This is a genomic window from uncultured Campylobacter sp. (assembly GCF_937973075.1).
Classification (GTDB): Bacteria; Campylobacterota; Campylobacteria; order Campylobacterales; family Campylobacteraceae; genus Campylobacter_B.
The window spans coordinates 18133-43232 of the sequence record NZ_CALBWL010000078.1; the positions used below are offsets into that span (position 1 = coordinate 18133).

A 25100-nucleotide genomic window follows, 5' to 3' on the forward strand; every position below is an offset into this window, starting at 1 on the left:
TCTATGAGAGGAATTTGCGCCTAAATTTTGCGGATTATTTTAAATTATACTTTTCCAAAAGCTTTTCGTAGCTTCCGTCTTTTTTCATCTCCTCAAGCGCTGCGTTAAATTTAGCGAGTAGCTCGGGATATTTGCCCTTATCAAATGCGATCGAAAAGCCCTCGCTGCCGTCGGATTCTTTAAAAAATGCGGTTAGATCGTCATTTTTCTTAAGATACTCGTAGCCCACGGATGAATCCACGCAAAGCGCATCGATCTTTTTGTTCTTCAGCGACATAACGGCTACAAAGACGTTCTCCGTAGCGCTAACCTCGGCGCCTTTGATGTCTCTGATCGCAAGCTCCTGAATAGTGCCTAGCTGCGCAGCAAGACGCTTACCCTGTAGATCCGCCTTAGAATTTAACGAGTTATCGTCCTTGCGCTTGACGTATAAATTTTCGACCTTGTAGTAAGGATTAGTAAAATCGATCGCCTTTTTGCGAGCCGGCGTCGCGCTCATTCCCGAGGCGATCATATCGATTTTGCCGCTTTTAATCGCAGGGATCAGCCCGTCAAAGCTCATATTTAAAATTTCATATTTCACGCCCGCTCGCTTTGCAAGCTCGGCTACCAGATCCATATCAAAGCCGGTAACCTTGGAGTTTTCATCCACGAACTCAAACGGCGGATACTCGGCGTTCGTGCCCACGATGAGCGTATCTTTGGTGATGTCTTTAGCGACTAGCGAGCCGCAAAGCAAAGCGCCCGCAACTAAAAATCTCATAAATTTTTTCATTTCCCTCTCCTTTAGTGGTTTAAAATTTTATTTAAAAATTCTTTCAATCTCGGATTTTGCGGATTTTCAAATACGTTTTTAGGCGTATCGTCCACAGCGATCTTGCCGCCCTCCATAAAAAAAATCCTATTTGCGACATTGCGTGCAAAGCCCATCTCATGCGTTACCACAAGCATCGTAATGCCCTCTTTGGCGACCTCTTTCATTATGCTTAAGACCTCGCCTATCATCTCGGGATCTAATGCCGAGGTGGGCTCGTCGAATAAAATCACGTCCGGATTTACCGCCAAACTTCTAGCGATTGCGATGCGTTGCTTTTGTCCGCCGCTAAGCTTGTGCGGATAGGCGTAGGCTTTGTCGCTAAGACCCACTTTAGCTAGCAGTTCCTCCGCTTTTGCTAAGGCTTGTTCTTTAGTATAAATGCCCGCTTTTATAGGCGCTAGAGTTAAATTTTCCAGCACGTTTTTATTCGCAAAGAGGTTGAAATGCTGAAACACCATACTAACTTTGCGGCGAATTTTATTAATATCGGTGTGCTTATCGGTAATATCCTCGCTGTCTATTTTAATAATGCCGCCGCTTGGAATTTCAAGCAGATTTAAGCAGCGCAAAAAGGTTGATTTACCGCCGCCGCTTGGACCGATGATCGCTACGATATCGCCTTTATTTATGGTCTTTGAAATTCCTTTTAGCACCGATAAATTGCCGTAGGATTTGGTTAAATTTGATATTTCAATCATTGCGGTTTAACCTACTTTCTAGCATTTTTACTAAAAACGAGAAAAATTTCACGCTTGCATAGTAAAGCACTGCGGCAAAAAGTATCGGCTGGACGGTATAAAGCGCCGCCTGCATGCTTTTTGAAAAAAACGTAAGATCGGTAATTGCTACGAGGCCCACGACCGAGGTTTCTTTAAAAAGGCTTATAAACTCATTCGCAAGCGCGGGCAGGATGTTTTTTATCGCCTGCGGAAAGACGATCTCCTTCATCGCCGTGCCGTAGCCTAGACCCATCGCGCGCGCTGCTTCCATCTGGCCGCGATCGACGCTGTTTATACCGCTGCGCACGATCTCTGCGACGTAGGCGGAGCTATTAAGCCCCAGCGCAAAGATCGCAGCTGCGATATTATTGCTCCACGTAGCAAAAATTATAAACACAAACACCATCAGCTGGATAACGATCGGAGTTCCGCGGATGATGTCTACGTATTCGTCGATAATGAAGCTTAAAAATTTATTGTTCAGAAATTTTAAAAATGCTAGCATAAATCCTAATGCGATACCGATCACAATGCCGCCGGAGGTCAAAATAAGAGTGATGCCGTAGCTTTTGGCGTATGAAATTTTTTGCGCTTCGCTCAGTTCGGGATAGGTGAAATAAAGCCCCACGGCGATTACAGTCAAAACAAATACGACCTTTAAAATTTTCTCGTTCAACCAAGGCGCCTTTTTCTTAAAATTTAAACGGCAAGAATACTAAAATTTCGTTAAAATCTGGCTAAATTCCGAAAGTAAAATTTTATTTGAAATAGAGTAAAATTAGCTTTTTTAAAAGGAGGCAACGATGAGCTTTTGGACCTATTGCGCAATCGCGATATATTTTGGCGCGCTTATTTTTATAGGTAGGTATTATTATGACAAGAATGCGAGCTTAAGCGAGTATCTGCTCGATAACCGCCGCCTGGGCCCATTCGTAACGGCACTTAGCGCGGGCGCTAGCGATATGAGTGGCTGGATGCTTTTGGGAGTGCCGGGCGCGATGTTCGCAACGGGGATTTGCAATATCTGGATCGCCCTAGGACTTTGCGTGGGCGCGTGGTGCAACTATAAATTTCTTGCTAAAAGGCTTAGAATTTACACCGAGGTAGCAAGCGACAGCGTCACGATCCCGGATTTTTTAGAAAACCGCTTCAAAGACCGCACCAAGACGCTTCGCATTATCTCGGGGCTTTTGATCATCATATTTTTTACGCTCTATGTTAGCAGCGGCATCATCGCGGGCGGCAAGACCTTTGAGAGCTTTTTCGGGCTAAGCTTTACCTACGGCGCGATCGCTACGATCTTAATCGTCGTGTTTTATACCTTTTTCGGCGGATTTAAGGCCGTCGCGATCACCGACGCATTTCAGGGTGCGCTGATGTTTGCGGTGCTTATTTTAATCCCTCTGTTTTCTTACCGCGCGCTGCAGATCCCCGCAGACGGCTCCTTTTTTGCACAGGTGCGGCTCTACGGCGCGAGCCACCTCGATCTGTTTTACAATCAAAGCTTCTTGGGCGTTTTGGGCCTGCTTGCTTGGGGACTCGGATACTTCGGGCAGCCGCACATCATCGTGCGCTTTATGGCGATTAGAAGCTCGCGCGAGCTTGATAGCGCGCGCCGCATCGGAATTTTGTGGATGGTGCTAGGTCTTGCGGGCGCGATGCTTAGCGGTCTGATCGGCTTTGTATATTTTTCGCAAAAAGGCCTTAGCATAGACGATCCAGAAAAAATTTTCCTAGAGCTCGGTAAAATTTTCTTTCATCCATTCATCCTAGGCGTCATAATCTCTGCGGTGCTGGCGGCGATTATGAGCACCATCTCAAGCCAGCTTTTGGTAAGCGCGAGCGCGGTTACGAAAGATTTTATCTTTGCGTTTTATAAAAAAGAGGTGAGCGAGCGCACACAGACGCTAAGCAGCCGCATCGCCGTCGTGATCATCGCCGCGGTAGCCGCGATTTTGGCGTTTGGCTCAAACGATACGGTGCTAAACGTCGTCGGAAACGCTTGGGCGGGATTTGGCGCGAGCTTTGGAGCGGTGCTGCTTTTCAGCCTGTATTCTAAAAAAATGAGCGCGCTCTCGGCTTTGGTGGGTATGCTCGTAGGCGGTATCACGGTTATTTGCTGGATCTTATCGGGGCTTTCGGCGATCGTTTACGAGCTGCTGCCGGGCTTTTGCTTTTCGGCGCTTGCGATACTGCTCGTAAATCGCTACAACTCCGTGCTAGATAAGATGGCGGATGAGCCCAATGCCGCGCAAATTTCGCAGGAATTTGAAAAGATGAAAGAGCAGAGTTTAGGAAGCAAAAATGGCTAACGTAAAGTGCCCGCACTGCGGCTCTCAGATCGACATAGACGAGGCGCTGCAACGCGATATCAAGGCTAAATTTGAAGATGAAATTTTGCAACAGAAGCGAAAGTGGCAGCAGCAGCAAAACGAAGCTACGCTTAAATTTGAAGCCGAGATCGCCGCTAAGCGCGAGGAGTATGCAAAGCATCTAGCGCAGTTGCAAGCGAAGGAAAACGCCTTCGAGCAGCGCGTAAAAGTGGCGACCGATTCTGCGCTAAATAGCGAGCGGGAGAAAATTTTAGCGCTTGCAAAATCTCAGATCGAGAGCGAAAACGCGGCGAAATTTGAAATTTTACAAAAGGAGCTGCAAGAAAAATCGCAAAGAATTTCCGAGCTAAATTTAATAAAGGCCGAGATGGAGGCGCAAAAGCGTAAATTTAGCGAGCTTGAAGCTGAGAATAAAGCCAAATCCGAGATAGAGCTAACCAACCGCGTAAACCAAGAACGCGAGCGGCTTTCGAAGCAAATTTCGCAGGAAAACGAGCTGAAATTCCGCCAAAAAGATGAGCAGATCCAAAGCCTAATCGGCCAAATAAACGAGCTCAAACGTCGCTCGGAAGTGGGCTCGCAGCAGCTTCAGGGCGAGGTACAGGAGCTCGCGCTGCAGGAATATCTGCGGCTAAACTTTCCTTTGGACGAGATAGATGAGGTCAAAAAGGGCGCGCGCGGCGCAGACTGCGTGCAGATGGTGCATACGAGGGAGTTTGTGGGCTGCGGTAAAATTTTATACGAGAGCAAGCGCACGAAAAGCTTCGAGCCTAAATGGATCGACAAACTCAAAGACGATATGATAGGCGAGGGCGCGCAGATCGGCGTTATCGTCACCGAGCAGATGCCGCCTCACAGCTCTAGGCTGCACCAAGCGCCGAGCGATGCTAGCATCTGGATCTGTTCGTTTGAGGAATTTAAGGGGCTTTGCGCCGTCTTGCGCGAACATGTCGTGGCGCTTGCGTTTGCCAAAAGATCGGGGCAAAATCAAGATAGCAAAACGGCGATGCTCTACGACTATCTGACCTCGCCCGAGTTTGCAAACCAGATAAAGACGATCGTTTCGGCATTTGTCGGCATGCAAGAGAGCCTAAATAAGGAGCGCAACGCGATGGAGCGCATCTGGAAACAGCGTGAAAAACAGATCGCGCGTGCGCGAGACGGCGCGATCGCGATGCATGCAAGCATCAGAAGCATCGCCGGAAGCGGCGTAGCGCAGCTGGAGGACGTCGATGAAATTTTAAGCCTCGAGGCGATTGCGACGGAGGGCGAAGCGGACGCGCTTCAAAACCAAGACGGCGACGAGACGTCATAGCGGCATGCGGACAGATCGCGGCTATGGCGATAGCGCGAGACGATCTCGTGGCGCAAGAAGTTTGTGGAACGGAGAGCTAAATACCTATGAATTCGCGTGACGCAACTTGTTAAATTTCGTCCGCTCTTGCGCTTTGATGCAGTGCAGAACCTCACAACCTCGCTTTCTATATTCACATATCTTGTATCTATATAATAAATTTTAAGCGCAAAATGTTTTATCTCTCCAGTGCGGCGTCTCTGGTACTTTATCGCGACGTAAAATTTACCGTAAAATTTCCTTTAAATTTGCCGCGTAGAGCGCCGCGGTACGTTTTAGATCACGCCATTAAATTTTAAAATTTCAAAACGTTTGCTTTGATTTGTTGGTTGCTCGCTTTCAAAGCGACGCGAAATTTTGCACAAAAGCCGTGCTGAGCGCCATAGAGTTTATCGTGACATTCGCTTGGCGATAAGCGTGAAATTTATGATTGATTTTAACGCCGTTTTAAGATTATTTTTGTAAAATCACATTTCTTTTTCACCGCTGGCGGGCTCATAGCTCAGTTGGTTAGAGCATCCGGCTCATAACCGGATGGTCCTAGGTTCAAGTCCTAGTGAGCCCACCACAAAATTTTTTGCTTTTCACTACATCAAAATCCGCAAAATTCTATAAATTTCATGCGTCGTTTTTCCTTTGAAATTCCGCTTCATAACTTCAAAAGACAAAGTCTGCTGCATAATTCCCGCTTTAAAATGCGGTTAAGCTTGTGATCGAATTTTCAAATTTAACTTTCATTTGGCGACTGATTAAATTTTATTTTATGGCAAGTTGCGGTAGAATTCCGTTAAAATTCTTAGTGCAGGGAGATGTCCATGTCAGAAAATCAAACGAAAAAAGGCGGAATTTTAGCCTTTTATTTTAACTCAAGCTTGCTTTGGCGCATCATTATCGCTTTAGTGTTGGGCTCTGCGATCGGTATGTTACTACCTAAAAATATGCCGGTGGGTGATACCACGTGGGTGGCGATTTTAACGCCTTTGGGAGATCTTTTCGTGAGACTTTTAAAGATGATTATGGTGCCGATCATCATCTGTTCGCTGATCGTGGGCACTAGCAGTATCTCGCCCGCGCACCTTGGCAAAGTAGGCGTTAAGGCGATCATATTTTACGCTATAACGACGCTTTTTGCGATCGTCATCGGTCTAGCGTGTGCGTTTGTATTTTCTCCAGGTAGCGGGCTTGATCTAAGCGATGCGTCCAAGGCCGTCGAAAAGGCAGCGAACGCGCCTAGTATGAGTAAAATTTTGCTTAATATAATTCCTACGAATCCTTTTGATTCCATAGCCAAAGGCGAAATTTTGCCGATTATCGCGTTTTGCTTATTTTTCGGCGTAGGGCTTGCGTTTTGCCGCGACAGTAGCGACGCGCGTATCAAAAATTCTGCCGACACGGTTTATAATTTTTTTGATGGAATGAGCGAGATTATGTTTAAGGTCGTGCACTGGGTAATGCAATACGCACCAATCGGCGTTTTTGCGCTAATGTTTGTAGTGTTTAATAAAAGCGGTATCGAGGCTTTCAGCTCACTACTAAACGTCACGATTACCCTATACGTGGGACTTGCGATCCAAGTATTTGCGGTTTATTGCGTTATTTGTATGCTTATCGGAGTTAGCCCGATTAAATTTCTTAAAAAAGTGCGCCCGCCGATGCTTACGGCTTTTGTTACCCGCAGCTCCAACGGCACGCTTCCGATTACGATGCAAACCGCCGAAGATATGGGAATTCCAAAGGCGATCTACGGCTTTGTTTTGCCAGTGGGCGCTACGGTGAATATGAACGGTACGACCGTATATTTGGGCGTGTGTACGCTCTTTATCGCTAATGCTTGCGGTATCGATCTAAATAGCAGCCACTACCTCACGATCATTATCACTTCGATGCTTGCGGCGATCGGAACTGCCGGAGTTCCGGGAGCTGGTGCGCTGATGCTGCTTTTAGTGCTCGAATCTATCGGCGTCAAGGTAAGCGGTAATGTAGCGATCGCTTACGGAATGATTTTAGGCATTGACGCGATTTTGGATATGGGGCGAACCTCGATGAACGTAACGGGCGATGTTGTGGCGTCGATCTACGTCGCAAAGAGCGAAAACGAAATGGATATGAGTAAGTGGGAGGATTAACCCAAGTAAAATTTAGAAAGGACGAGCTATGAAAAGAGTTGGGATTATCGGTGGAATGGGACCTTTGGCGAGTGCGGATCTGTATATGAAGATCATAGAAGAGACTGCTGCGGGCAGCGATCAAGAAAATATTCCGCTTGTAATCGATAGCTATCCGCAGATTGAAGATCGCACGGCATTTATCTTAGGCAAAGGTGAAAATCCGCTTCCGCGCCTAAGCGAGAGCGCTGTTAGGCTCAAAAATGCAGGCTGCAAGGCGTTTGCGATGGCGTGCAACACGGCGCATTTTTTCGCAGACGATGTAGAAGCTGCGGCGGAAATCCCGCTAATTCATATCGCCGAGATCACCGTAAAAGCGATCCGCAAAAATTATCCAAACGCCCATAAAATCGCTGTGCTAGCTACTATCGGTACAAAAAAAGCTAAAATTTACGACGATCCGCTTAAAGAAGCAGGGTTAATCAGCGTGGAGCTTGGCGAAGAAAATCAAGCGGTTTTGATGGATTGTATCTACAAAGGCGTTAAGGCGGGCAAGACTGCCGAATACGTGGGGGCTTTTGAGAATTTGCTAGGCAAAATCGATGCTGATATTTACGTCGTTGCCTGCACTGAGCTGCCGCTATTTTTGCCGTTAATCAAAAGCGATAAAATTTTCGTCGATCCTACTAGAGAGCTTGCTAAAGCGATCGTGGAATTCTCAAGATCGTAGAGCCGCAAGGCTTTGCAAGCGCGAATTTTAAACCGCAAAATTTTATGATGATTTAAGTCGTAGATTTTTGCGGAATTGCGTTAGCTCAAAATTCCGTGTGAGCGGAATTTATATGATAGCAAAATTTCATCACAGTATTTTAAGCTTAAAATTTTGTCAAAATTTAATCCGCAAAACCCAGAATGTAAAACCTCCGAAGTAAAATTCCGTAACAAAATTTGTTCGTAAAATTTCGCGCTGAAATTTAAGCTAAAATTCCATTAAATTTGACCGTTTCTAAAGCCCGAATTTAATATAATCGCTCCAACAGAAAAAGGATCAAAATGAGCGACTACACCCACCTACACCTTCACACCGAGTATTCGCTGCTAGACGGCGCGAATAAAGTAAGCGAGCTCGCCGAGCTTTTGCAGAGCCGCGGCACCAAGGCGTGCGCGATCACCGACCACGGCAATATGTTCGGCGCGATAGACTTTTATCAGACGATGAAAAAGCACGGCATCAAGCCGATCATCGGCATCGAGACTTATCTGCACAACCACGAGGATATCGGCGATAAAAGCGACCGCCAGCGCTACCACTTGATACTGCTTGCCAAAAATGAGACGGGCTATAAAAATTTAATGTATCTTAGCTCACGCGCATTTTTGGACGGATTTTACTACTATCCGAGGATCAATAAAAAAATTTTAAAAGAGCACAGCGAGGGGCTCATCTGCTCCTCGGCATGCCTAGCGGGCGAGGTGGAATTTCATCTAAATAGAAGCGAGCGAAATTTAAAGCGCGGAGCGGGTGGCTACGAAGCGGCGAAAAAAGCGGCGCTTGAGTATAAGGAAATTTTCGGCGAGGATTTTTATCTTGAGATCATGCGCCACGGCATCGGCGAGCAATTAAATGTCGATAAAGACCTCATCCGCCTCTCGCGCGAAATCGGCGTCAAGATCATCGCCACGAACGACGCTCACTACGCGCGCAAGGACCGCGCCAAGGCTCACGACGTCTATCAGTGCATCTCGATGGGCAAGACGATCAACGACGGCGATCGCCTAAAACACGTCGTTTCGGAATTTTACGTAAAAAGCGACGAGGAGATGAGGCGGCTTTTTGCGGACATCCCCGAAGTGATCGAAAATACCGCCGAGATCGTGCAAAAGTGCAATCTGAAATTTGCCTTCGACGAGAAGGATTATGCGCCGACGCCGCCGAATTTTAAATTTACGATAGAATACGCCGCTAGGCTCGGGCTTTCGCTGCCCCAGCCCGATGAGCGCTATAGCTTTGCAAACGACGATTTTTTATTCGATTATCTGTGCCGCGAGGGGCTTAAAGAGCGTCTTAAATTTATCGACCCACAGAAACACGAAATTTATCGCGAGCGCCTGGAAAAGGAGCTTGCCATCATCAAAAACATGCATTTTTCGGGCTATATGGTCATCGTGCAGGATTTCATCAACTGGGCGAAGGATCACGACATTCCGGTTGGCCCAGGTCGCGGCTCTGCGGCGGGCAGCATCTGCGCGTACGCGCTTCGCATTACCGACCTCGATCCGATCCCGTATAATCTGCTTTTCGAGCGATTTTTAAACCCGTCGCGTATCTCGATGCCCGACATCGACGTGGACTTTTGCCAGGCGCGCAGAGGCGAGGTGATCGACTACGTCATCGATCAGTACGGCAAATACAACGTCGCGCAGGTTGCGACCTTCGGTAAGCTGCTCGCGCGCGGCGTCATCCGCGATGTGGCTCGCGTCTGCGATATGCCGCTTTCGCAAGCCGATAAGATGGCGAAGCTGATCCCCGATAAGCTCGGCATCACGCTTACGCAGGCTTACGACGCCGAGCCGAAGCTGAAAGAATTTATCGATGCAGATCCGATCGCGCAGCAGGTTTGGGAATTCGCGCTGGATCTTGAAGGGCTAAATCGCAACGCAGGCATGCATGCTGCGGGAGTGGTGATCTCAAACGAGCCACTGTGGAACAAAGCACCGCTATTTAAGCAGGATAAGGGCGAGGATGCGCGCCTAGTAACGCAATACACTAAAAACTATCTCGAGGACGTCGATCTGATAAAATTTGACTTTTTAGGTCTAAAAAACCTCGATGTGATCGATAATGCCATCAAGCTCGTCAAGCGCCGCTATAATCGCGACATAGTTTGGGAGGAGATAGACTTTAACGATCCGCAAACTTACAAAACCATTCAAAGCGGCAACACGCTGGGGATTTTTCAAATCGAGGGCGCGGGCATGCAGGATCTGGCGATGAACTTGCGCCCCGACCGCTTCGAGGATATCATCGCGATGATCTCGCTCTACCGCCCGGGACCGATGGATCTAATCCCTGATTTTATCAGGATCAAACACGGCGAGCTAAAGGCTAGCTATATCTTCCCCGAGATAAAAGAAATTTTAGAGCCAACATATGGCATCATCGTCTATCAAGAGCAGGTCATGCAGATCGTGCAGAAGGTAGGCGGCTTTAGCTTGGGCGATGCCGATCTGGTACGCCGCGCGATGGGTAAGAAGGATGAGAAGAAGCTCGCTCATATGCGCGAACAATATCTAAGCGGCGCCAAAGAGCTGGGCTTTGACGTAGCTAAGGCGGATGAGCTATTTGATCTGATTATGAAATTTGCCTCCTACGGCTTTAACAAATCCCACGCCGCGGCGTATTCGATGATCACCTTTCAAACAGCCTATCTTAAGACCTACTATCCGGCGGAGTTTATGGCGGCGCTGCTTACTTCGGAGGAGGGCAATACCGATAAAATTTCAAAGTATATCGACGAGGCAAGCCGTCTAGGCATCGGGCTTTTGCCGCCGTCGATCAATCAAAGTTTAAGAGGTTTTAGCGTCGTGGACGACGAAAACTCCAAATCGGGCACCTCGATCATCTACGGCCTCGGCGCTATCAAGGGGGTGGGCGGCGCCGCGATCGAAAATATCTTAGAACTTCAAAGCGAGGCTAAATTTCAAAGCATCGACGATTTTGCTTCGCGCGTGGATAATTTCCGCGTCAATAAAAAGGTCATCGAGTCGCTGATCTACGCAGGCGCGATGGATTGCCTGGGCAAGAGTCGCCTGGCGATGATTCAAAATATGGAAAATATCCTTGAGGTAATGAAAAAGATCACCGAGATTAAAAAGGACGCCGCAAGCTCGCTTTTTGGCGAGGATGAGGATATGACGAGCGGCATGAGCGTGAGCTTCGTCGATACCGACAAGGAATTTCCGCAGGGCGAAATTTTAAAATTTGAGCAGCAGACCGTGGGCGTGTATCTTTCGGGACATCCGCTAGATGATTATAAAGAGGAGATGGAAGGTATCGACTACACGCTATCCTCGGCGTTTAGCGAGATCGAGGGCGATAGCGCCGAGGTGCTTAGCGTGGGGCGGATCGAGGATCTATCCACGCGCATGACGAAAACGGGCAAAAAAATGGGGATTTTAAACGTGCTTGATCTGCACGGCAGCTTCGAGCTCGCGGTGTTCGATAACGCGCTAAAGGCGATCGAAAACTTAAGCCCGCAGGAGCGGGAGCGCCCGTACGCCTTTATGATTAAAATTTCAAAAAGCGCGGTCGGCGGCACGGCGTATCAGCTGTCGTTTCTTTCGATGATGAGCCTGCAAAACGCTCGAGATGCGAGCTTTCGTCCGCGCGCGGGAGTATTTTTGAGCGAGAATCCACTAAGAGCCTATGCTAGTGAGCTTGACGGCATTTCATACACCAAATCCAGCGAATTCGGCGAGCTGGTGGACGACGGGGGCGCGGGCGTTAAAATTTTATGCGTCGGCAAGATCGAAAACGTCTTTTCGCGCACGACCAAATCGGGCAAGCAGATGGCAAATCTTACGGTGCTTGATCTTGCGGGCAGCTTCGAGATGAGCGCATTCGGCGATATTTGCGATGCGGTCACTGCGCTAACGGATGCGCAGCTGGAGCGTCCGATGGCGTTTTTGGCGCGGCTTAGCAAAAACACATCCCCTTACGGCGGGAAATTTCAAATTTATCTGGATGAAATTTTAACTCTAGATGCCGCGCAAAATATCGACGGCTACGTGCCTAGTAAGGTGCGAGGTTTCGGCGGTAGGGAGCGCGGAGGCTTTAACGGGAGCAATTCCGGCTCCGGCGGCGAACGAAGTGGCAGCTTTGGCAGCGGGAATTTTGCGGAGCGAAGGGGAGGGTTTGCTGCGGAGGATCCCGCTCTTAAGGCGCGCAAAGAGCGCGAGGCACAGCGCAAAAACGCGCAGGATTTTGAGTTTGAGCTAAGCTTGGGCGAGTTAAGTCGCGAGAAAATTTATAAAATTTACCACCTCGCTTTTTGCGATACGGCGCTGAAAAACACCAAGCGGCTGATTCTGCGGATCCGCAACGGCAGCGAGGTGCTCGTTTATCCGACCGAATACATCGTGAGCGATAATTTTACCGAAAAGGTGCGTGAAATCATAGCGGCGTAGGTGCGGCTCTTTCGTCGCGCTGGATCGGTTAAATTTTATTCTTGCCTGTCGCCGCACGTAAGAGGTATCTGCGCGCATAGAGCCTAGGCTTTGGCGCTGTTGCGATAAGAGACGACAATATTTTCGACTCAAAGCTTGCTGCATGTAAAATTTACTGTGTTGCACGCAAAAACTAAAATCACGCAGATCGTCCGTGATATCTAAATTTATTGTGTTTATCGCGGTGGAATTTTATCTGCCACAAATTTCATACACATAGACCGTTTCCTGCTTTATTGCGTCGGTGAGGCTTGGTAGCATGCCGCTTGAGTTGCCGCAATAACAGCTCGCCATACCTCGACAGAGTTGAATTATATTGTCGCGCTAGCCTACCTTCGGTACAATAAATGGCGCGGACACTTTTAAATTTCGAGCTAAATTTTTGCGAAGCCTTACTTCGGCGAATCTCCGCGCAGCTTTAAAATTTTAAACTTTAGCGGATTTGAAATTTTAGGCATAGTTTTACTACGTAAAATTTTATCGCGGTAAAATTTCGCCGAGTAAAATTCTTAAACCCCGCTTTCTCCAAGCCTTTTGAATTTGAGCCTAAATTTAGAGCTTGCAAAATTTTGAAATTTGACTGCGCAAAATACGGAGCGAGATTTTGGAATTTTGAAATTCTATGCCGCAGGGTTTTAGAATTTAGGAATTCTACGAGCTGCAAATTTAGGCTAAATTTTAAAATTTGTAGCGATAGAATTTTAAAATTTTACACCCCGTGGCTCGACAGCGCTTCCGTTTCTTGATAGATCAAATTTGTAAGCTGTTTGAAATTTAATCGGTGCGGTTGCCGCCGTAAAATTCTATACGCAGCAGTTTTTTAAACAACAGCGCGCCAAGACGGCGATGATCACCCACGCAAAATATGCCGCGCGGACCGCAAGCACTGCGTGGCGGGGCAAGCGAGCGTTTAGGCGATCGTGCGGGCTAGTTTATCTCTTAAATTTAAAATTTTATCGCGTTTTAGCACGAAGCTGTTTTTGTTGGTGATGAGGTGCGCCGAGCTTTGCATTATGGTTTCTGCGGGTTGCAGCCCGTTTTGCTTCATCGTAGCGCCGGTCTCGACGACATCGACGATAGCGTCGGCAAGCCCTATGAGCGGGGCTAGCTCGATCGAGCCGTAGAGTTTGATGATATTTACGGCGACTGCCTTGGAGGCGAAGTACTCGCGAGTGATGTTAGGCATTTTCGTAGCGATTTTTAGGCTCGGAGCGCCGTAGTTTAGCTGCGTGCCCGCATGTACGCCCACGCAGACGCGACATTTTCCGATTTTAAGATCGAGCAGCGTAAGTACGTCCGGGCGATGCTCCTCAAGCACGTCAAGCCCCACTACGCCGATATCCGCCGCACCTCCCATAACGTAAGTAGGGATATCTTGGTTGCGGACGTAGAGGAATTTAAAATCGCTCTCTTGCATTATGAGTTTGCGATCCTCGAAAGCAAAATCAAGCCCGAAAATGGTTTTGAAAATTTTAAGCGTATCGTCGGCTATGCGGCCTTTTGGTAGGGCTATGGTTATCATGCGAGCTCCTTTTTTGCGATTAAGCTCACCATCGATTTAAAGATCAGATCCTTTTCGTAGATAGAGTTGCGGAAATACCGCATCAGATAGGCTCCGTCGCCGCCAGTGAAGTAAATTTTATTATTGCCCGCGATGTTTTCGATCGTAAGCACAATAGGCTTTAAAATCCCGTAGTTTACGGCGTTTACGGTCTTTTGCGGTAGCGGATCCAGATCGATATTGGTTGAAAGCGTGACATCCAGCACGGGTGCAATGCTCGCGAAAGATTTTAAAAGCGTACCGATACCGGGCATTATAAATCCGCCTAGGTGCGAGCCTTTAAACATCAAATCCACGGTGATCGCGCTGCCTGCATCAACGACGACGCCGGTGTTTACGGCCGAGCACGCCGCTATGCGGTCGATCCCAAGCCCGCGGTAGGCGGTTTTTAGCTCAAAGTGCGGCGCCAGATCGACAAACAGAGTGTTTTTCAGCTTTTTTTTCACGCTATCATTGACGTTAATGAAAAAAATTCGCTCCTTCGGCTCGTACCGCATAAACTCCGCTACGGGCATACTTTGCGTTACGCCGCCTTTATAAAATTTAACCCTGGAATTTCCTACGTCACACAAAAGCATAGAGGCTAAATCCGTTTTCTTTTAAAAATTTCGCGCTTTTAGAGCACATCTGCGAGTTGTAAAACAGCACGCGCTTTTTTACGACCTTGCCTAGGCTTGCGCTAATGTCGCTTGCGAGTGAGAGCAGAAATTCCGCGTCGCGCATCACAAAGCGAGATTTTGCGTCGCGCATAAATAAAAGGACGTTGTAGCTTTTCAGATCCACGCCGAAATACGCGCCGTATGAGCGCGAGCGCGTGAAGCTAGCGATATCTAGCGTTTTAAATTTTTGAAGCAAAAGGTCTTCGCGAACGCAGAGTTTTGAAATTTTATCTAGCATCAAAATTTAAAATTTTATCGTCGTAGTAAAACGAGCTGCCTGCAATAAAGGACTTATCATCGAGTTCGCCATTTAGCTCGTAGATCGCTTGTCCCTCTAAATTTTCGTCCACGCGGATGACGTAGCCATTACGCTCGATGATATACAGATAACCGCCGCTAAGCAACACGCCGCTAAACTGTGCGAAGGTAAATTTACGCGATTTGATCAAATTTAGCCCGCGATCAAGTAGCTCGACTCTGCCGTCTTTTAAGAAAAGATAAATTCTATCGCCGCTAAAAATCACGTCTTTGATGTCTACGTTATGGTTTTTATTGCCCGCAGGACTTACCAGCATTAGCCTAGTGGCAGTTACGGCATAAAGGTTATCGCCCTTGTTTTCTAAGGCGATAATGTTGTTAAAAAACGGCTGGTTGCTCACGACGAAATCGCGTGCCGAGCGCCCGCCTACGTTTTCTGCGATGCTGACTAGTCCGTCTAGCGCAGGATAAGCGATAAGCTGGTTGATAAATAGCGGTGACGCTACGCGCGAATCGATTGCGAATGCATCGCCTACTTTATGATCGAGTACCACTGCGCCCGAGCTTAGCTTGATAAGCATGATCGAGTCATCACTCATCACTAAAGCCAAATCATCGCCGCGTATATTTGCACTGAGCGCTTGTCTGCCGAGGGCTTTTTCAAATTTTACGGCGCCTGCGCCACTAACTACTTTAAGCGTGCCATTGATATCGGTTACGACGAAATTTCCGTCATATTCGCCTAAAAATTTCTCACTTTTTAAGACTTTGAAATTTTTCACCAACCCGTTTTTAGAGATGACTTCGCCGTCTTTTAGCGTCGCACCATCTTTACTAACCGCTACGATTTCTGATGGCAGTGAGCCGTTAAATTTCATATCACCTGTGATGTTTTCGTCGCTAGGTTCGAAATACTGGCGCTTCGTCGAGCAGCCTAAAAATAAAAACGATAGTAAAAGCGTAAATATCAGCGTTTTTTTCATTATTTATTGCCTCCATAGTGTTTCAAAGCAAGTGCGATTTGACGAACTGGCGAGTTGAGCGGAATTTTATCTAGCTCTGCGTGAGCTTGCTCGATTTTGCCCTCTTTTAGCAGGTCGTAGCCTTTGAGCAAAGAATCGTAATCGGCGAGTAGCACCCCGCCTTGTTTGCCGTTTTGTAGATTTATTATCTCTTTTAGCATAACATCGATGCCTTGGGTATTTTCTAGCGCCGCTCGCTCGTCTGCAGAGCCATTTTGCAAAATATAAAGAGCGTATAGATTTATATCTTTTTGCTTAAGCTCGGCTAGCTTAGTGTCGTCGCGCTTGTTAAGCAGCTCGTCATAGATCGCATTAGCACTTGCTATGCGGCGATCACTTAGAAATTCATTTGCGTAATATCCGATAAATGCTACGATCAAAACCGCAGCCAAAAATATCAGCGGCTTTTTGTATTTTTTTACGAAAATTTCACTTTTTATGACGCTTTCTAGAAACTGCTCTTCTGTGCCAATCTCTTTTTTCACGCCTTCGATGTCGTCTTTTAAAGCCAAAATTTAGTCCTTTATTTGAGAAAATCGGCGTAATTGTAGCATAAAAAATTTTAAATACCGCCTAAGATAAAGAATTTTTATGATATAATGTCGCATTTATCAGAAAAAGGAAAGTTATGATAATAGATGATGCCTTGCTAAGTAAGCTGGAAAGGCTATCTGCTCTTAAAATTCCAGATGCTAAGCGAGAGGAATTTAAAGGGCAATTAAATAATATCGTAGATTTTGTAGAAATTCTAAATGAGCTGGATTTGCAAAGCGGCGAGGCGGCTATCACTACGTTAAAAGGTGGTACTCCGTTTCGCAAAGATATCCCACGCAAAAGCGACGTCGCAGATAGCGTCTTAAAGCATGCTCCACAGTCCGAAGGCGGCTACTTCGTAGTACCGAAAATCATAGATTGAAAGGAATTTTATGGAAGAAGTTCAAAGAAATTTAGTAGATATCGAAACCCTACTAAAAACCGTCGTTTTTAACAAAGCAAGCGACCTTCACTTAGTTTCGCGCTCGGCGCCTCAAATACGTATCGACGGAACATTGCGCCCACTTGCCATGGATCCGCTTAAGGGCACGGATATCGAGTATATCTGCTACGCGCTCATTACCGATGCTCAAAAAAGTGCACTCGAGGAAAATAAAGAGCTCGACTTCGCGATCGAGCTTCCTAATATCGGACGCTTCCGTGGAAATTACTATTACACTATGAACGGCGATTTGGCTGCCGCATTTCGTATTATTCCTATCGATATTCCTAGCCTGGACGATTTAAAAGCCCCTACGATTTTTAAAGAGGTAGTCAAGCACGAAAAAGGCATGATTTTGGTTACCGGGCCTACTGGTAGCGGTAAATCAACTACTCTTGCCGCGATGCTAAACGAGATCAACGAAAAAGAGCGCAAACACATCATTACCGTCGAAGATCCGGTCGAGTTCGTCCATACCAATAAAAAAGCGCTTTTCTCTCACAGAAATATTGGCACTGATACCCATTCCTACGCTAACGCATTAAAATTTGCCTTGCGTGAGGACCCGGACATCATCCTAGTTGGTGAGATGCGCGATAGAGAGACTATCTCAATCGCCATTACCGCTGCAGAGACCGGTCACTTGGTATTTGGTACGCTACACACCAACTCCGCGATGCAAACGATCAACCGTATTATCGATAGCTTTGATGGCGGCGAGCAGCTCCAAGTGCGAAATATGCTCTCCGTATCGCTTACTGCGGTCATTTCGCAATCGCTTTTGCCAAAGCTTGGCGGCGGACGTATCGCGATCCATGAAATTTTGCTCAATAACAATGCCGTAGCAAATCTAATCCGCGAAAACAAGGTGCATCAAATTTACTCTCAAATGCAGCTAAATCAGCAATCTACCGGTATGATAACTCAAACTCAAGCGATGGTTAAAGCGATCCGTGCAAATCAAATTTCAAAAGACACGGCATTTAGGTATTCGACTAACCTACAAGAGCTAATAGGCGTGGTGGGTGCTTGATGGAGGGTATTAATTGGTTCGACGTCGGCTGTTTGGTACTCGTAGTGCTCTTTGGACTTCGCGGCATCACCAACGGCATCGTAAAAGAAATTTTTGGAATTTTGGGTCTCATCGGCGGTCTTTTTGCCGCGATGCGTTATAAAACTATGGCGGGCGAGTGGATTGCAGCAAAAATTCCAGCTTTGCAGAATGCAAACGGCGTGCTTTCGGGCGATACGACGCAGGTTCTCATCGGCTTTATCGCTGTGCTTTTTGGTGTATGGATCTCGTGTCTGATTATAGGCGAAATCATTTCAAAATTCTTTAAATGGAGCGGACTCGGATTTGTCGATAAGATCGGCGGCTTTGTGTTTAGCGTAAGTAAAATTTTCTTAATTTTTGCCGTTATCGTTACGCTTGCAAGCGGTCCTATGTCGATGAATGAACAGACTAAAAAGTATTTTGAAAGCAGCAAAACTGCGCCGATTTTTTTAAAAATCGGAAATTGGATTTTAAATCTCAAAGACGATCCGAAGATCAAACAAAGCTTGGATTCTATCGGTTCTAAGATGGATGATAAGCTCTTAAAAGATCAGAATTCTACCGCCCGTATGAACTCGGATCAAAATCAAAGCACTGAACCTAGCGATTTTAACGCCAGTTCAGAAGTAAATTCTACAGAAAGGACAAAATTATGAATGCAAAAATCGAAAATTTAGAGTTTGACGCTCTAATTGTTGAGTTTAAAAAGGCACTTGCCGCTAGCGGTCTAAAATATACCAAGCAGCGCGAGGTTTTGCTCCGCACGCTTTATAACAATAACAAACACTTTACACCTGAGGCGCTTCATAACGAGATCAAAGCGAAATTCCCCGAACTAAACGTAGGCATAGCGACGGTGTATCGCACCTTAAATTTGCTTGAGGATTCGGGGATGGCTACGTCGATCTCATTCGGCGCGCAGGGTAAGAAATTTGAGCTTGCGAACAAGCCTCACCACGACCATTTAATCTGCAAAAGCTGCAATAAGATCATAGAATTTCAAGACGCCACTATTGAGCGAAAACAGCTTGCCGTCGCCAAAGAGCACGGTTTTACGCTTACGGGGCACATGATGCAGCTGTATGGAATTTGCCCTGAATGCGCGGCAAAAAGGAAGTAGATTGTTTGATAGCCAGTTAGAGATCCAAAGGATAGACAAGGCGTCGGAACTTCGGAATTTGGGGGCTAATCCCTATCCGCACTTTCTAAAAAAAGATATGAGCATAGCCGAGTTTAAAGAAAAATTCGGCTTCATAAAAGATACCGAGGATAAAAAAGCGAGCGAGGAGGTAAGCCTCGCCGGGCGGCTAAAGCTAAAGCGCGTCGCGGGCAAATCCACCTTTGCAAACATAGAGGATCAAAGCGGCAATATTCAAATTTATTACTCGCGCGACAGCATCGGCGAGGAGGATTACGCTAAATTTAAGAAAAATCTCGAAGTGGGCGATATAATTTTGGTGTGCGGATACGCCTTCGTCACGCAGACGGGCGAGTTTTCGATCCATGCTGGCAAAATAACGCTTGCGTCCAAAGCAATCTCGCCGCTTCCGGAGAAATTTCACGGACTAACCGACATCGAGATGCGCTACCGCCAAAGATACCTCGATATGATAATGAACCCCGAGATTCGCGAGGATTTTATCAAGCGCTCGATCATCGTTAGCGAGATCCGCAGCTTTTTTGAAAAACATGGATTTTTAGAGGTCGAAACGCCGATGATGCATCCAATCGCAGGCGGCGCGAATGCTAAGCCATTTATCACACACCACAACGCCCTCGACGTCGATCGTTACCTACGTATCGCGCCGGAGCTGTATCTCAAGCGTCTCGTCGTAGGCGGCATGGAGGCGGTCTTTGAGATCAACCGAAACTTCCGCAACGAGGGTATGGATCTGACGCACAATCCGGAATTTACAAGCATAGAATTCTACTGGGCGTGGCATGATTATAACGACGCGATGAACCTAACCGAGGAGCTATTTAAAGCGCTGTTTAAGAGGCTCGGGCTAGGCGAAATTTTAACCTACGATGAGCGCGAGATCGATTTTTCAAAGCCTTTTGCGCGCATAAAGTATCTCGACGCGCTTACGCAGATAGGCGGCATCGAGCCGCAGATCGTAAATGATCGCGAAAAGATCATCGCTAAACTTAAAGAAGACAGATTTGAAGTCAATGAAAAGCTTGATCTAGGCCACCTGCAGAGCGAACTTTTTGATAATTACGTAGAAGCTAAGCTCATAAATCCGACCTTCATCGTGGATTTTCCGATCTCGATCAGCCCGCTTTCGCGCAGAAGCGACGAAAATCCGCAGATAGCCGAGAGATTTGAGCTTTACATCGCAGGCAAGGAGCTAGCCAACGCCTTTAACGAGCTGAACGATCCGCTCGATCAATACGTCAGATTTAAGGCTCAAATCGACGCCAAAAACGCAGGCGACGACGAGGCTCACGAGATGGATGAGGATTACGTTCGCGCGCTTAGCTACGCGATGCCGCCGACTACCGGCTGGGGGCTTGGAATCGATCGCTTGGCGATGATTTTGCTGAATAAAAAATCGATCCGCGACGTGATTTTATTCCCTGCGATGAGGCCGCTAAATTTAGAGAAGGAGTGAACGTGTCAAATTTAGAAAAATTCGATAATGAAATTTTTAGTCTAACCAATAAAGAGCTTGCCCGCCAGTGCGATTATTTGGAGATGATCGCGAGCGAAAATTTCACCTATCCCGAGGTGATGGAGGCGATGGGCTCGGTGCTAACGAACAAATACGCCGAGGGCTATCCCGGCAAGCGCTACTACGGCGGTTGCGAGTTCGTAGACGAGATCGAACAGATCGCGATCGATCGCTGCAAAAAGCTCTTCGGCTGTGAGTTTGCAAACGTTCAGCCAAACAGCGGCAGCCAAGCCAACCAAGGCGTATATGCTGCATTTTTGAAACCTGGCGAGAAAATTTTAGGCATGTCGCTTAGCCACGGCGGGCATTTGACGCATGGTGCGAAGGTCTCAAGCAGCGGAAAGATGTATGAGAGCTTCGAGTACGGCGTAGAGCTCGACGGCCGCATAAACTACGATAAGGTGCTTGAGATCGCTCAGATCGTAAAACCAAAGATGATCGTTTGCGGTGCGAGCGCCTATACGCGCGAGATAGATTTTGCTAAATTTAGACAGATCGCTGATAGCGTGGGCGCGTTTCTTTTCGCCGATGTAGCGCATGTCGCAGGGCTCGTCGTCGCGGGCGAACATACTAATCCGTTTCCGCACTGCCACGTCGTAAGCTCGACTACGCATAAAACGCTTCGCGGTCCGCGCGGCGGCATCATAATGACCAACGACGAGGAATTTGCTAAAAAGATCAACTCGGCTATCTTCCCGGGTATCCAAGGCGGCCCGCTAATGCACGTCATCGCCGCTAAGGCGGTGGGCTTTAAACACAATCTAAGCCCCGAGTGGAAGGTCTACGCTAAGCAGGTCAAGGCAAACGCTAGAGCTTTGGGCGAGACGCTGGTTGGGCGCGGCTTTGATCTCGTTAGCGGCGGCACCGATAACCATCTGATTTTAATGAGCTTTTTAAATAGGGATTTCAGCGGCAAGGACGCTAGCGCCGCGCTTGAAAATGCAGGTATTACGACGAATAAAAACACCGTACCGGGCGAGACGCGCAGCCCGTTCATCACCAGCGGCATCCGCGTCGGCAGCCCCGCACTTACCGCGCGCGGCATGAAGGATAAAGAATTTGAGTTTATCGGAAATAAAATCGCCGACGTACTAAGCGACGTCTCAAATTCCAAGCTTCAGGCGCAGGTTAAAGAAGAAGTGCGAGATTTGGCGCACCGCTTTATCATCTACGACCGCGCGATGTATTAAATTTAATAAATTCGGGTAAGCTTACCCGAATTATTTATTTCGTAAATTTTGCGTGGTAGAATTTACAAAGTAAATAATAATCTTAGGAGAGAGTATGAACGACAAAAATTTCGATATGAGCAGCATAGACGATATAGTGATAAACAGTGGCAACGTCGATAAGAACGCAAATTTAAAAAAGGGTCTTACCGTCGCAGCCGGCGTTGTAGTTTTATTCTTAATCATTTTAATCATAATGAAGGCTATTAATAAAGACGATATTGATACTAACGCAGGTCTTACTATGCCTAGTGAAGAAGAGCTTGCCAAAGCGGAGCAAAAGCCTGCCGTACAAGTTCAAAAGCCTGAGCCTTCGCAGCCTGAGCCTGTAGAGGTGAAATCAGAACCCAATACAGCATCTGCAGCTCCAACCAAAGTAGAGATAAAAACCCAAGAGCCTAATTCCGAAAGCAAGGTTGTCGCAAGCGCTCAGCCTGAAGCACAGAAAGTAGAAATCCAAAAGCCCGAAATCAAAGAAGAGCCAAAAAAATCCGAAGTTAAAATAGAAAGTAAAAAGATTGAGCCTAAAGACGAAGCTAAAAAACCTGAAAAAACTGACGTAAAAAAGTCCGAGCCTAAAAAAGAGTCTGCAAAAGACGAGGTGAAAAAAGAGCCTTCTAAAACTGAAATTAGAAAAGTAGAGCAAAAAGTAGAGCCTAAAAAAGAACCCGAAAAACAAGCAAAAGCAGAAGTTAAAAAAGAGCTTTCAAAAACGGAAGCTAAAAAGGAACATGCTAAAGCTGAGACCAAGAAAGAGCCCGCTAAGCCCGAGCCTAAAAAAGAAGCTAGCAAACCAGAGTCTAAAAGTGAGAGCGTAAAGGCTGGCGTTGCAGCAAAGAGCACCAGCACCAGCGTGGCAAACGGCAGTTATGTGCAGGTTTTCGCATCCAATGCCTACGATCCAAACGGGTCTGATACCAAAAAAATCACCAAAAAAGGCTACAATCCGATCGCTTTGCAAACCCATGTCGGAAGCAAGAGCGTGACTAAAATTTTAGTCGGACCTTTTGAGGGCGAGGCTCTACAAAAGGCACTTAGCGATATGCGCAGCATCAATAGCGGAGCGTATATCTACCGAGTGAAATAATGGACAGATTTGCGGTTTTCGGCAACCCGATCGCCCACTCTCTCTCGCCGCTACTTCATAATTACGCTATAAAATTTTTGGAGCTGGATGCCTACTATGGGCGAGTTTTGCTGCAACGCGGCGAGGAACTGCGAGCTAAATTTGAAGCTTTAAAGCTTGCGGGTGCGAACATAACCGTGCCTTTTAAGCTCGACGCATTTAAAGCATGCGACATCCTAAGTGAAGCGGCGCAGAAGATCGGCTCGGTAAACACCCTGGTACTAAAAGGCAGCGCGCTGCACGGCTTTAACACCGACGCGCAAGGCTTTTTCTGCGCGATTTTGGGCTTTGGTGAGATTCGCAATGCGCTTATTTTAGGCGCGGGTGGCACGACGCTGGCAATCGGCTACGCGCTAAGCAAAAACGGCGTGAAATTCGACATTCTAAACCGCAGCACAAAAGATTTTGACTTCGGCTGCGAGGAATTTTTTAGCTACGAAAATTTCAAGTCCAAAGACTACGATCTGATCGTCAATGCCACCGGTGCGGGGCTCAAAGATGACGCGCTACCTGCGCCCGAGGGGGTAATAGATGAAATTTTATCCCGCGCAAAATTTGCTTTTGATGCGATCTATGGCAAGCAGACTCCGTTTTTGCAAGCCGCACGCGCAAAAAATTTACCCGCAAAAGACGGCAAAGAGATGCTGATAAATCAGGGCGCGCTTGCTTTCAATCTCTTTTTCGGCGGCAAATTCGACTTAGCAGAGATTGTATCGCTGATGAGCCGTGCTGCGAATTTGCGCTAAATCGGCTCTTGGGCTTTTCAATTATCCGCCCAGTCTAATGAAATGCTTTAAATTTTGCATGGAGTTAGTTATCCGTTCTTAAATTTCGTATCGTGTAGCTTTGGGCGTTTAATTTTAAAATTCTTACGTCTGCTTTCAGCCGAGCCGTATTAATTTGTCTACAAAAAATTATATTAAAAATCGCTACGAATTAGGCACAAAGATGCTTGGCAAAACCTCGTATATTTTTCTACTTGCTTCTTGATATGTTCTATTTTAAAATTTTATGATGAATCTAAACTAAAATTTTGTGCAGTTTAAGTAAAATGTGATTGGTTGTGAATTATGCAGTAGAAACTTTATTTAAGTGTGGCGGCGCAAAAACTCATTTATTAAAAAGATAAAATTGCTACCAAAATTTCAAAATTTAAAGCTAAATTTTAATTAATTGTTATACAATAAAAAATATAAACTAATAATTGCTAAAGGTTAAAATTTGATGTTTTTCGGCAAAATTTTAAAATTTTACGCGCACGGATTCGCTTCGATGAAGCTTGGCAAAACGCTGTGGGTGGTGATTTTGATCAAGCTATTTATAATTTTTGTGCTACTGAAATTTTTCATTTTCGACGAGAACTTGGATTCTAAATTTAAAACCGATCAAGAAAAAATCGATTTCATTTATAAAAATTTGACTAAGGAGTAGGAATGCAAGAGCTTGCTAGCGTGGATTGGTCGAGGGCGCAGTTTGCGCTCACGGCGCTTTATCACTTTCTTTTCGTGCCCCTAACGCTGGGGCTTAGCTTTATTGTAGCGTTTATGGAGAGCCTGTATGTCGCGACCGGTAAGCAGGAGTGGCTCAAGATCACTAAATTTTGGCTGCGCCTTTTCGGTATAAATTTTGCCATCGGCGTCGCGACCGGCATCATAATGGAGTTTGAGTTCGGCACCAACTGGTCGAATTACAGCTGGTTCGTGGGCGACATCTTCGGCGCGCCGCTGGCCATCGAGGGCATTGTGGCCTTCTTCATGGAGGCCACGTTTGTGGCTGTGATGTATTTCGGGTGGGGCAAGGTGAGCCGTGGCATGCACCTGGCCTCTACGTGGCTGACGGTCATCGGGGCCACCCTCTCGGCGCTGTGGATCCTCGTGGCCAACGCGTGGATGCAGTACCCCGTGGGGATGCAGTTCAACCCGGAGACGGTGCGCAACGAGATGTTCGACTTCTGGGCCGTGGCGCTCTCGCCGATGGCGGTGAACA

At 46.8% G+C, this 25100-nt stretch carries 24 protein-coding genes and 1 tRNA gene; 17 read left to right on the plus strand and 8 right to left on the minus strand.

Going from position 1 to position 25100, the window contains the following annotated elements; genetic code table 11:
* Positions 1-34: 34 nt before the first annotated feature.
* The 3 genes from Q0274_RS10830 to Q0274_RS10840 are packed head-to-tail and all read right to left on the minus strand — an operon-like array spanning position 35 to position 2170.
* Positions 35-775 carry a basic amino acid ABC transporter substrate-binding protein gene (locus Q0274_RS10830; protein ID WP_298029640.1) on the minus strand — a complete coding sequence of 247 codons (741 nt, stop codon included), beginning with the start codon at positions 773-775 and terminating at the stop codon, positions 35-37.
* 11 nt (positions 776-786) lie between these two features.
* On the minus strand, positions 787-1515 hold the full coding sequence (locus Q0274_RS10835; RefSeq protein WP_298029642.1) for an amino acid ABC transporter ATP-binding protein: 729 nt from the start codon (positions 1513-1515) through the stop codon (positions 787-789).
* Positions 1508-2170: an amino acid ABC transporter permease gene (locus Q0274_RS10840; protein ID WP_291940149.1), complete on the minus strand. Its 663-nt coding sequence runs from the start codon at positions 2168-2170 to the stop codon at positions 1508-1510. Before Q0274_RS10840 ends, Q0274_RS10835 begins: the two co-directional genes overlap by 8 nt.
* Before the next feature lie 169 nt (positions 2171-2339).
* On the opposite strand from Q0274_RS10840, the gene putP reads away from it, so the two are divergent.
* The 7 genes from putP to Q0274_RS10875 all read left to right on the plus strand — a co-directional run bounded on the left by putP (position 2340) and on the right by Q0274_RS10875 (position 13300).
* Positions 2340-3848: a sodium/proline symporter PutP gene (putP, locus tag Q0274_RS10845; protein WP_298029644.1), complete on the plus strand. Its 1509-nt coding sequence runs from the start codon at positions 2340-2342 to the stop codon at positions 3846-3848.
* A complete protein-coding gene (locus Q0274_RS10850; protein WP_298029646.1) occupies positions 3841-5184 on the plus strand; it encodes a DUF2130 domain-containing protein in 1344 nt (447 codons plus the stop codon). The genes putP and Q0274_RS10850 overlap by 8 nt, the downstream gene beginning before the upstream one ends.
* A 530-nt stretch (positions 5185-5714) precedes the next feature.
* A tRNA-Ile gene (locus Q0274_RS10855) sits at positions 5715-5791 on the plus strand.
* Between the two features lie 247 nt (positions 5792-6038).
* Positions 6039-7349: a dicarboxylate/amino acid:cation symporter gene (locus Q0274_RS10860; RefSeq protein ID WP_298029648.1), complete on the plus strand. Its 1311-nt coding sequence runs from the start codon at positions 6039-6041 to the stop codon at positions 7347-7349.
* A 28-nt stretch (positions 7350-7377) separates the two neighbouring features.
* Positions 7378-8058: an aspartate/glutamate racemase family protein gene (locus Q0274_RS10865; RefSeq protein ID WP_298029650.1), complete on the plus strand. Its 681-nt coding sequence runs from the start codon at positions 7378-7380 to the stop codon at positions 8056-8058.
* 323 nt (positions 8059-8381) lie between these two features.
* Positions 8382-12515: a DNA polymerase III subunit alpha gene (gene dnaE, locus Q0274_RS10870; RefSeq protein WP_298029652.1), complete on the plus strand. Its 4134-nt coding sequence runs from the start codon at positions 8382-8384 to the stop codon at positions 12513-12515.
* A gap of 608 nt (positions 12516-13123) precedes the next feature.
* Positions 13124-13300, plus strand: coding sequence for a hypothetical protein (locus Q0274_RS10875; protein ID WP_298029654.1), 177 nt, complete (start codon positions 13124-13126; stop codon positions 13298-13300).
* 164 nt (positions 13301-13464) lie between these two features.
* Here Q0274_RS10875 and hisG read toward each other — a convergent pair whose 3' ends face one another.
* From hisG to Q0274_RS10900, 5 genes are read right to left on the minus strand one after another with little or no spacing between them, the layout of a single operon-like run.
* Positions 13465-14076: an ATP phosphoribosyltransferase gene (hisG, locus tag Q0274_RS10880; RefSeq protein ID WP_298029656.1), complete on the minus strand. Its 612-nt coding sequence runs from the start codon at positions 14074-14076 to the stop codon at positions 13465-13467.
* The gene (locus Q0274_RS10885) at positions 14073-14693 is read right to left on the minus strand and encodes a type III pantothenate kinase (RefSeq protein ID WP_298029658.1); all 621 of its coding nucleotides are present in this window, start codon (positions 14691-14693) and stop codon (positions 14073-14075) included. The genes hisG and Q0274_RS10885 overlap by 4 nt, the downstream gene beginning before the upstream one ends.
* The gene (locus Q0274_RS10890) at positions 14680-15015 is read right to left on the minus strand and encodes a hypothetical protein (RefSeq protein WP_298029660.1); all 336 of its coding nucleotides are present in this window, start codon (positions 15013-15015) and stop codon (positions 14680-14682) included. Before Q0274_RS10890 ends, Q0274_RS10885 begins: the two co-directional genes overlap by 14 nt.
* Positions 15002-16015: an L-seryl-tRNA selenium transferase gene (locus Q0274_RS10895; RefSeq protein WP_298029662.1), complete on the minus strand. Its 1014-nt coding sequence runs from the start codon at positions 16013-16015 to the stop codon at positions 15002-15004. Before Q0274_RS10895 ends, Q0274_RS10890 begins: the two co-directional genes overlap by 14 nt.
* The gene (locus Q0274_RS10900) at positions 16015-16566 is read right to left on the minus strand and encodes a hypothetical protein (RefSeq protein ID WP_297963491.1); all 552 of its coding nucleotides are present in this window, start codon (positions 16564-16566) and stop codon (positions 16015-16017) included. The genes Q0274_RS10895 and Q0274_RS10900 overlap by 1 nt, the downstream gene beginning before the upstream one ends.
* Positions 16567-16682: 116 nt before the next feature.
* On the opposite strand from Q0274_RS10900, the gene gatC reads away from it, so the two are divergent.
* The 10 genes from gatC to Q0274_RS10950 form a co-directional block, all read left to right on the plus strand.
* Positions 16683-16970 carry an Asp-tRNA(Asn)/Glu-tRNA(Gln) amidotransferase subunit GatC gene (gene gatC, locus Q0274_RS10905; protein ID WP_298029664.1) on the plus strand — a complete coding sequence of 96 codons (288 nt, stop codon included), beginning with the start codon at positions 16683-16685 and terminating at the stop codon, positions 16968-16970.
* Between the two features lie 10 nt (positions 16971-16980).
* On the plus strand, positions 16981-18063 hold the full coding sequence (locus Q0274_RS10910; protein ID WP_005871218.1) for a type IV pilus twitching motility protein PilT: 1083 nt from the start codon (positions 16981-16983) through the stop codon (positions 18061-18063).
* Positions 18063-18740: a CvpA family protein gene (locus Q0274_RS10915; protein WP_100067315.1), complete on the plus strand. Its 678-nt coding sequence runs from the start codon at positions 18063-18065 to the stop codon at positions 18738-18740. Before Q0274_RS10910 ends, Q0274_RS10915 begins: the two co-directional genes overlap by 1 nt.
* Positions 18737-19204 carry a Fur family transcriptional regulator gene (locus Q0274_RS10920; RefSeq protein WP_005871221.1) on the plus strand — a complete coding sequence of 156 codons (468 nt, stop codon included), beginning with the start codon at positions 18737-18739 and terminating at the stop codon, positions 19202-19204. Before Q0274_RS10915 ends, Q0274_RS10920 begins: the two co-directional genes overlap by 4 nt.
* 1 nt (position 19205) lies before the next feature.
* Positions 19206-20699 (plus strand): lysine--tRNA ligase, encoded by a 1494-nt coding sequence (lysS, locus tag Q0274_RS10925; RefSeq protein ID WP_298029666.1) that lies wholly within the window; start codon positions 19206-19208, stop codon positions 20697-20699.
* 2 nt (positions 20700-20701) lie between these two features.
* Complete coding sequence (locus Q0274_RS10930) at positions 20702-21949, plus strand: serine hydroxymethyltransferase (RefSeq protein ID WP_298029667.1); 1248 nt, start codon at positions 20702-20704, stop codon at positions 21947-21949.
* Between the two features lie 94 nt (positions 21950-22043).
* Complete coding sequence (locus Q0274_RS10935) at positions 22044-23075, plus strand: hypothetical protein (RefSeq protein WP_298029669.1); 1032 nt, start codon at positions 22044-22046, stop codon at positions 23073-23075.
* A complete protein-coding gene (locus Q0274_RS10940; RefSeq protein ID WP_298029671.1) occupies positions 23075-23860 on the plus strand; it encodes a shikimate dehydrogenase in 786 nt (261 codons plus the stop codon). The genes Q0274_RS10935 and Q0274_RS10940 overlap by 1 nt, the downstream gene beginning before the upstream one ends.
* A gap of 478 nt (positions 23861-24338) precedes the next feature.
* On the plus strand, positions 24339-24545 hold the full coding sequence (locus Q0274_RS10945; protein ID WP_298029674.1) for a DUF4492 domain-containing protein: 207 nt from the start codon (positions 24339-24341) through the stop codon (positions 24543-24545).
* Between the two features lie 2 nt (positions 24546-24547).
* Positions 24548-25100, plus strand: a 553-nt coding sequence (locus Q0274_RS10950; RefSeq protein ID WP_298029672.1) for a cytochrome ubiquinol oxidase subunit I, incomplete at its 3' end; no start/stop codon positions are given.

Bases quoted from the DNA above. Each gene is read 5' to 3' on its own strand.
- dnaE (WP_298029652.1), top strand. From the start codon at position 8,382: ATGAGCGACTACACCCACCTACACCTTCACACCGAGTATTCGCTGCTA.
- Q0274_RS10945 (WP_298029674.1), top strand. From the start codon at position 24,339: ATGTTTTTCGGCAAAATTTTAAAATTTTACGCGCACGGATTCGCTTCG.
- putP (WP_298029644.1), top strand. From the start codon at position 2,340: ATGAGCTTTTGGACCTATTGCGCAATCGCGATATATTTTGGCGCGCTT.
- Q0274_RS10860 (WP_298029648.1), top strand. From the start codon at position 6,039: ATGTCAGAAAATCAAACGAAAAAAGGCGGAATTTTAGCCTTTTATTTT.
- Q0274_RS10910 (WP_005871218.1), top strand. From the start codon at position 16,981: ATGGAAGAAGTTCAAAGAAATTTAGTAGATATCGAAACCCTACTAAAA.
- Q0274_RS10865 (WP_298029650.1), top strand. From the start codon at position 7,378: ATGAAAAGAGTTGGGATTATCGGTGGAATGGGACCTTTGGCGAGTGCG.
- Q0274_RS10885 (WP_298029658.1), bottom strand. From the start codon at position 14,693: ATGCTTTTGTGTGACGTAGGAAATTCCAGGGTTAAATTTTATAAAGGC.
- Q0274_RS10850 (WP_298029646.1), top strand. From the start codon at position 3,841: ATGGCTAACGTAAAGTGCCCGCACTGCGGCTCTCAGATCGACATAGAC.
- Q0274_RS10920 (WP_005871221.1), top strand. From the start codon at position 18,737: ATGAATGCAAAAATCGAAAATTTAGAGTTTGACGCTCTAATTGTTGAG.
- gatC (WP_298029664.1), top strand. From the start codon at position 16,683: ATGATAATAGATGATGCCTTGCTAAGTAAGCTGGAAAGGCTATCTGCT.
- hisG (WP_298029656.1), bottom strand. From the start codon at position 14,076: ATGATAACCATAGCCCTACCAAAAGGCCGCATAGCCGACGATACGCTT.
- Q0274_RS10835 (WP_298029642.1), bottom strand. From the start codon at position 1,515: ATGATTGAAATATCAAATTTAACCAAATCCTACGGCAATTTATCGGTG.
- Q0274_RS10830 (WP_298029640.1), bottom strand. From the start codon at position 775: ATGAAAAAATTTATGAGATTTTTAGTTGCGGGCGCTTTGCTTTGCGGC.
- Q0274_RS10935 (WP_298029669.1), top strand. From the start codon at position 22,044: ATGAACGACAAAAATTTCGATATGAGCAGCATAGACGATATAGTGATA.
- Q0274_RS10895 (WP_298029662.1), bottom strand. From the start codon at position 16,015: ATGAAAAAAACGCTGATATTTACGCTTTTACTATCGTTTTTATTTTTA.
- Q0274_RS10915 (WP_100067315.1), top strand. From the start codon at position 18,063: ATGGAGGGTATTAATTGGTTCGACGTCGGCTGTTTGGTACTCGTAGTG.
- Q0274_RS10940 (WP_298029671.1), top strand. From the start codon at position 23,075: ATGGACAGATTTGCGGTTTTCGGCAACCCGATCGCCCACTCTCTCTCG.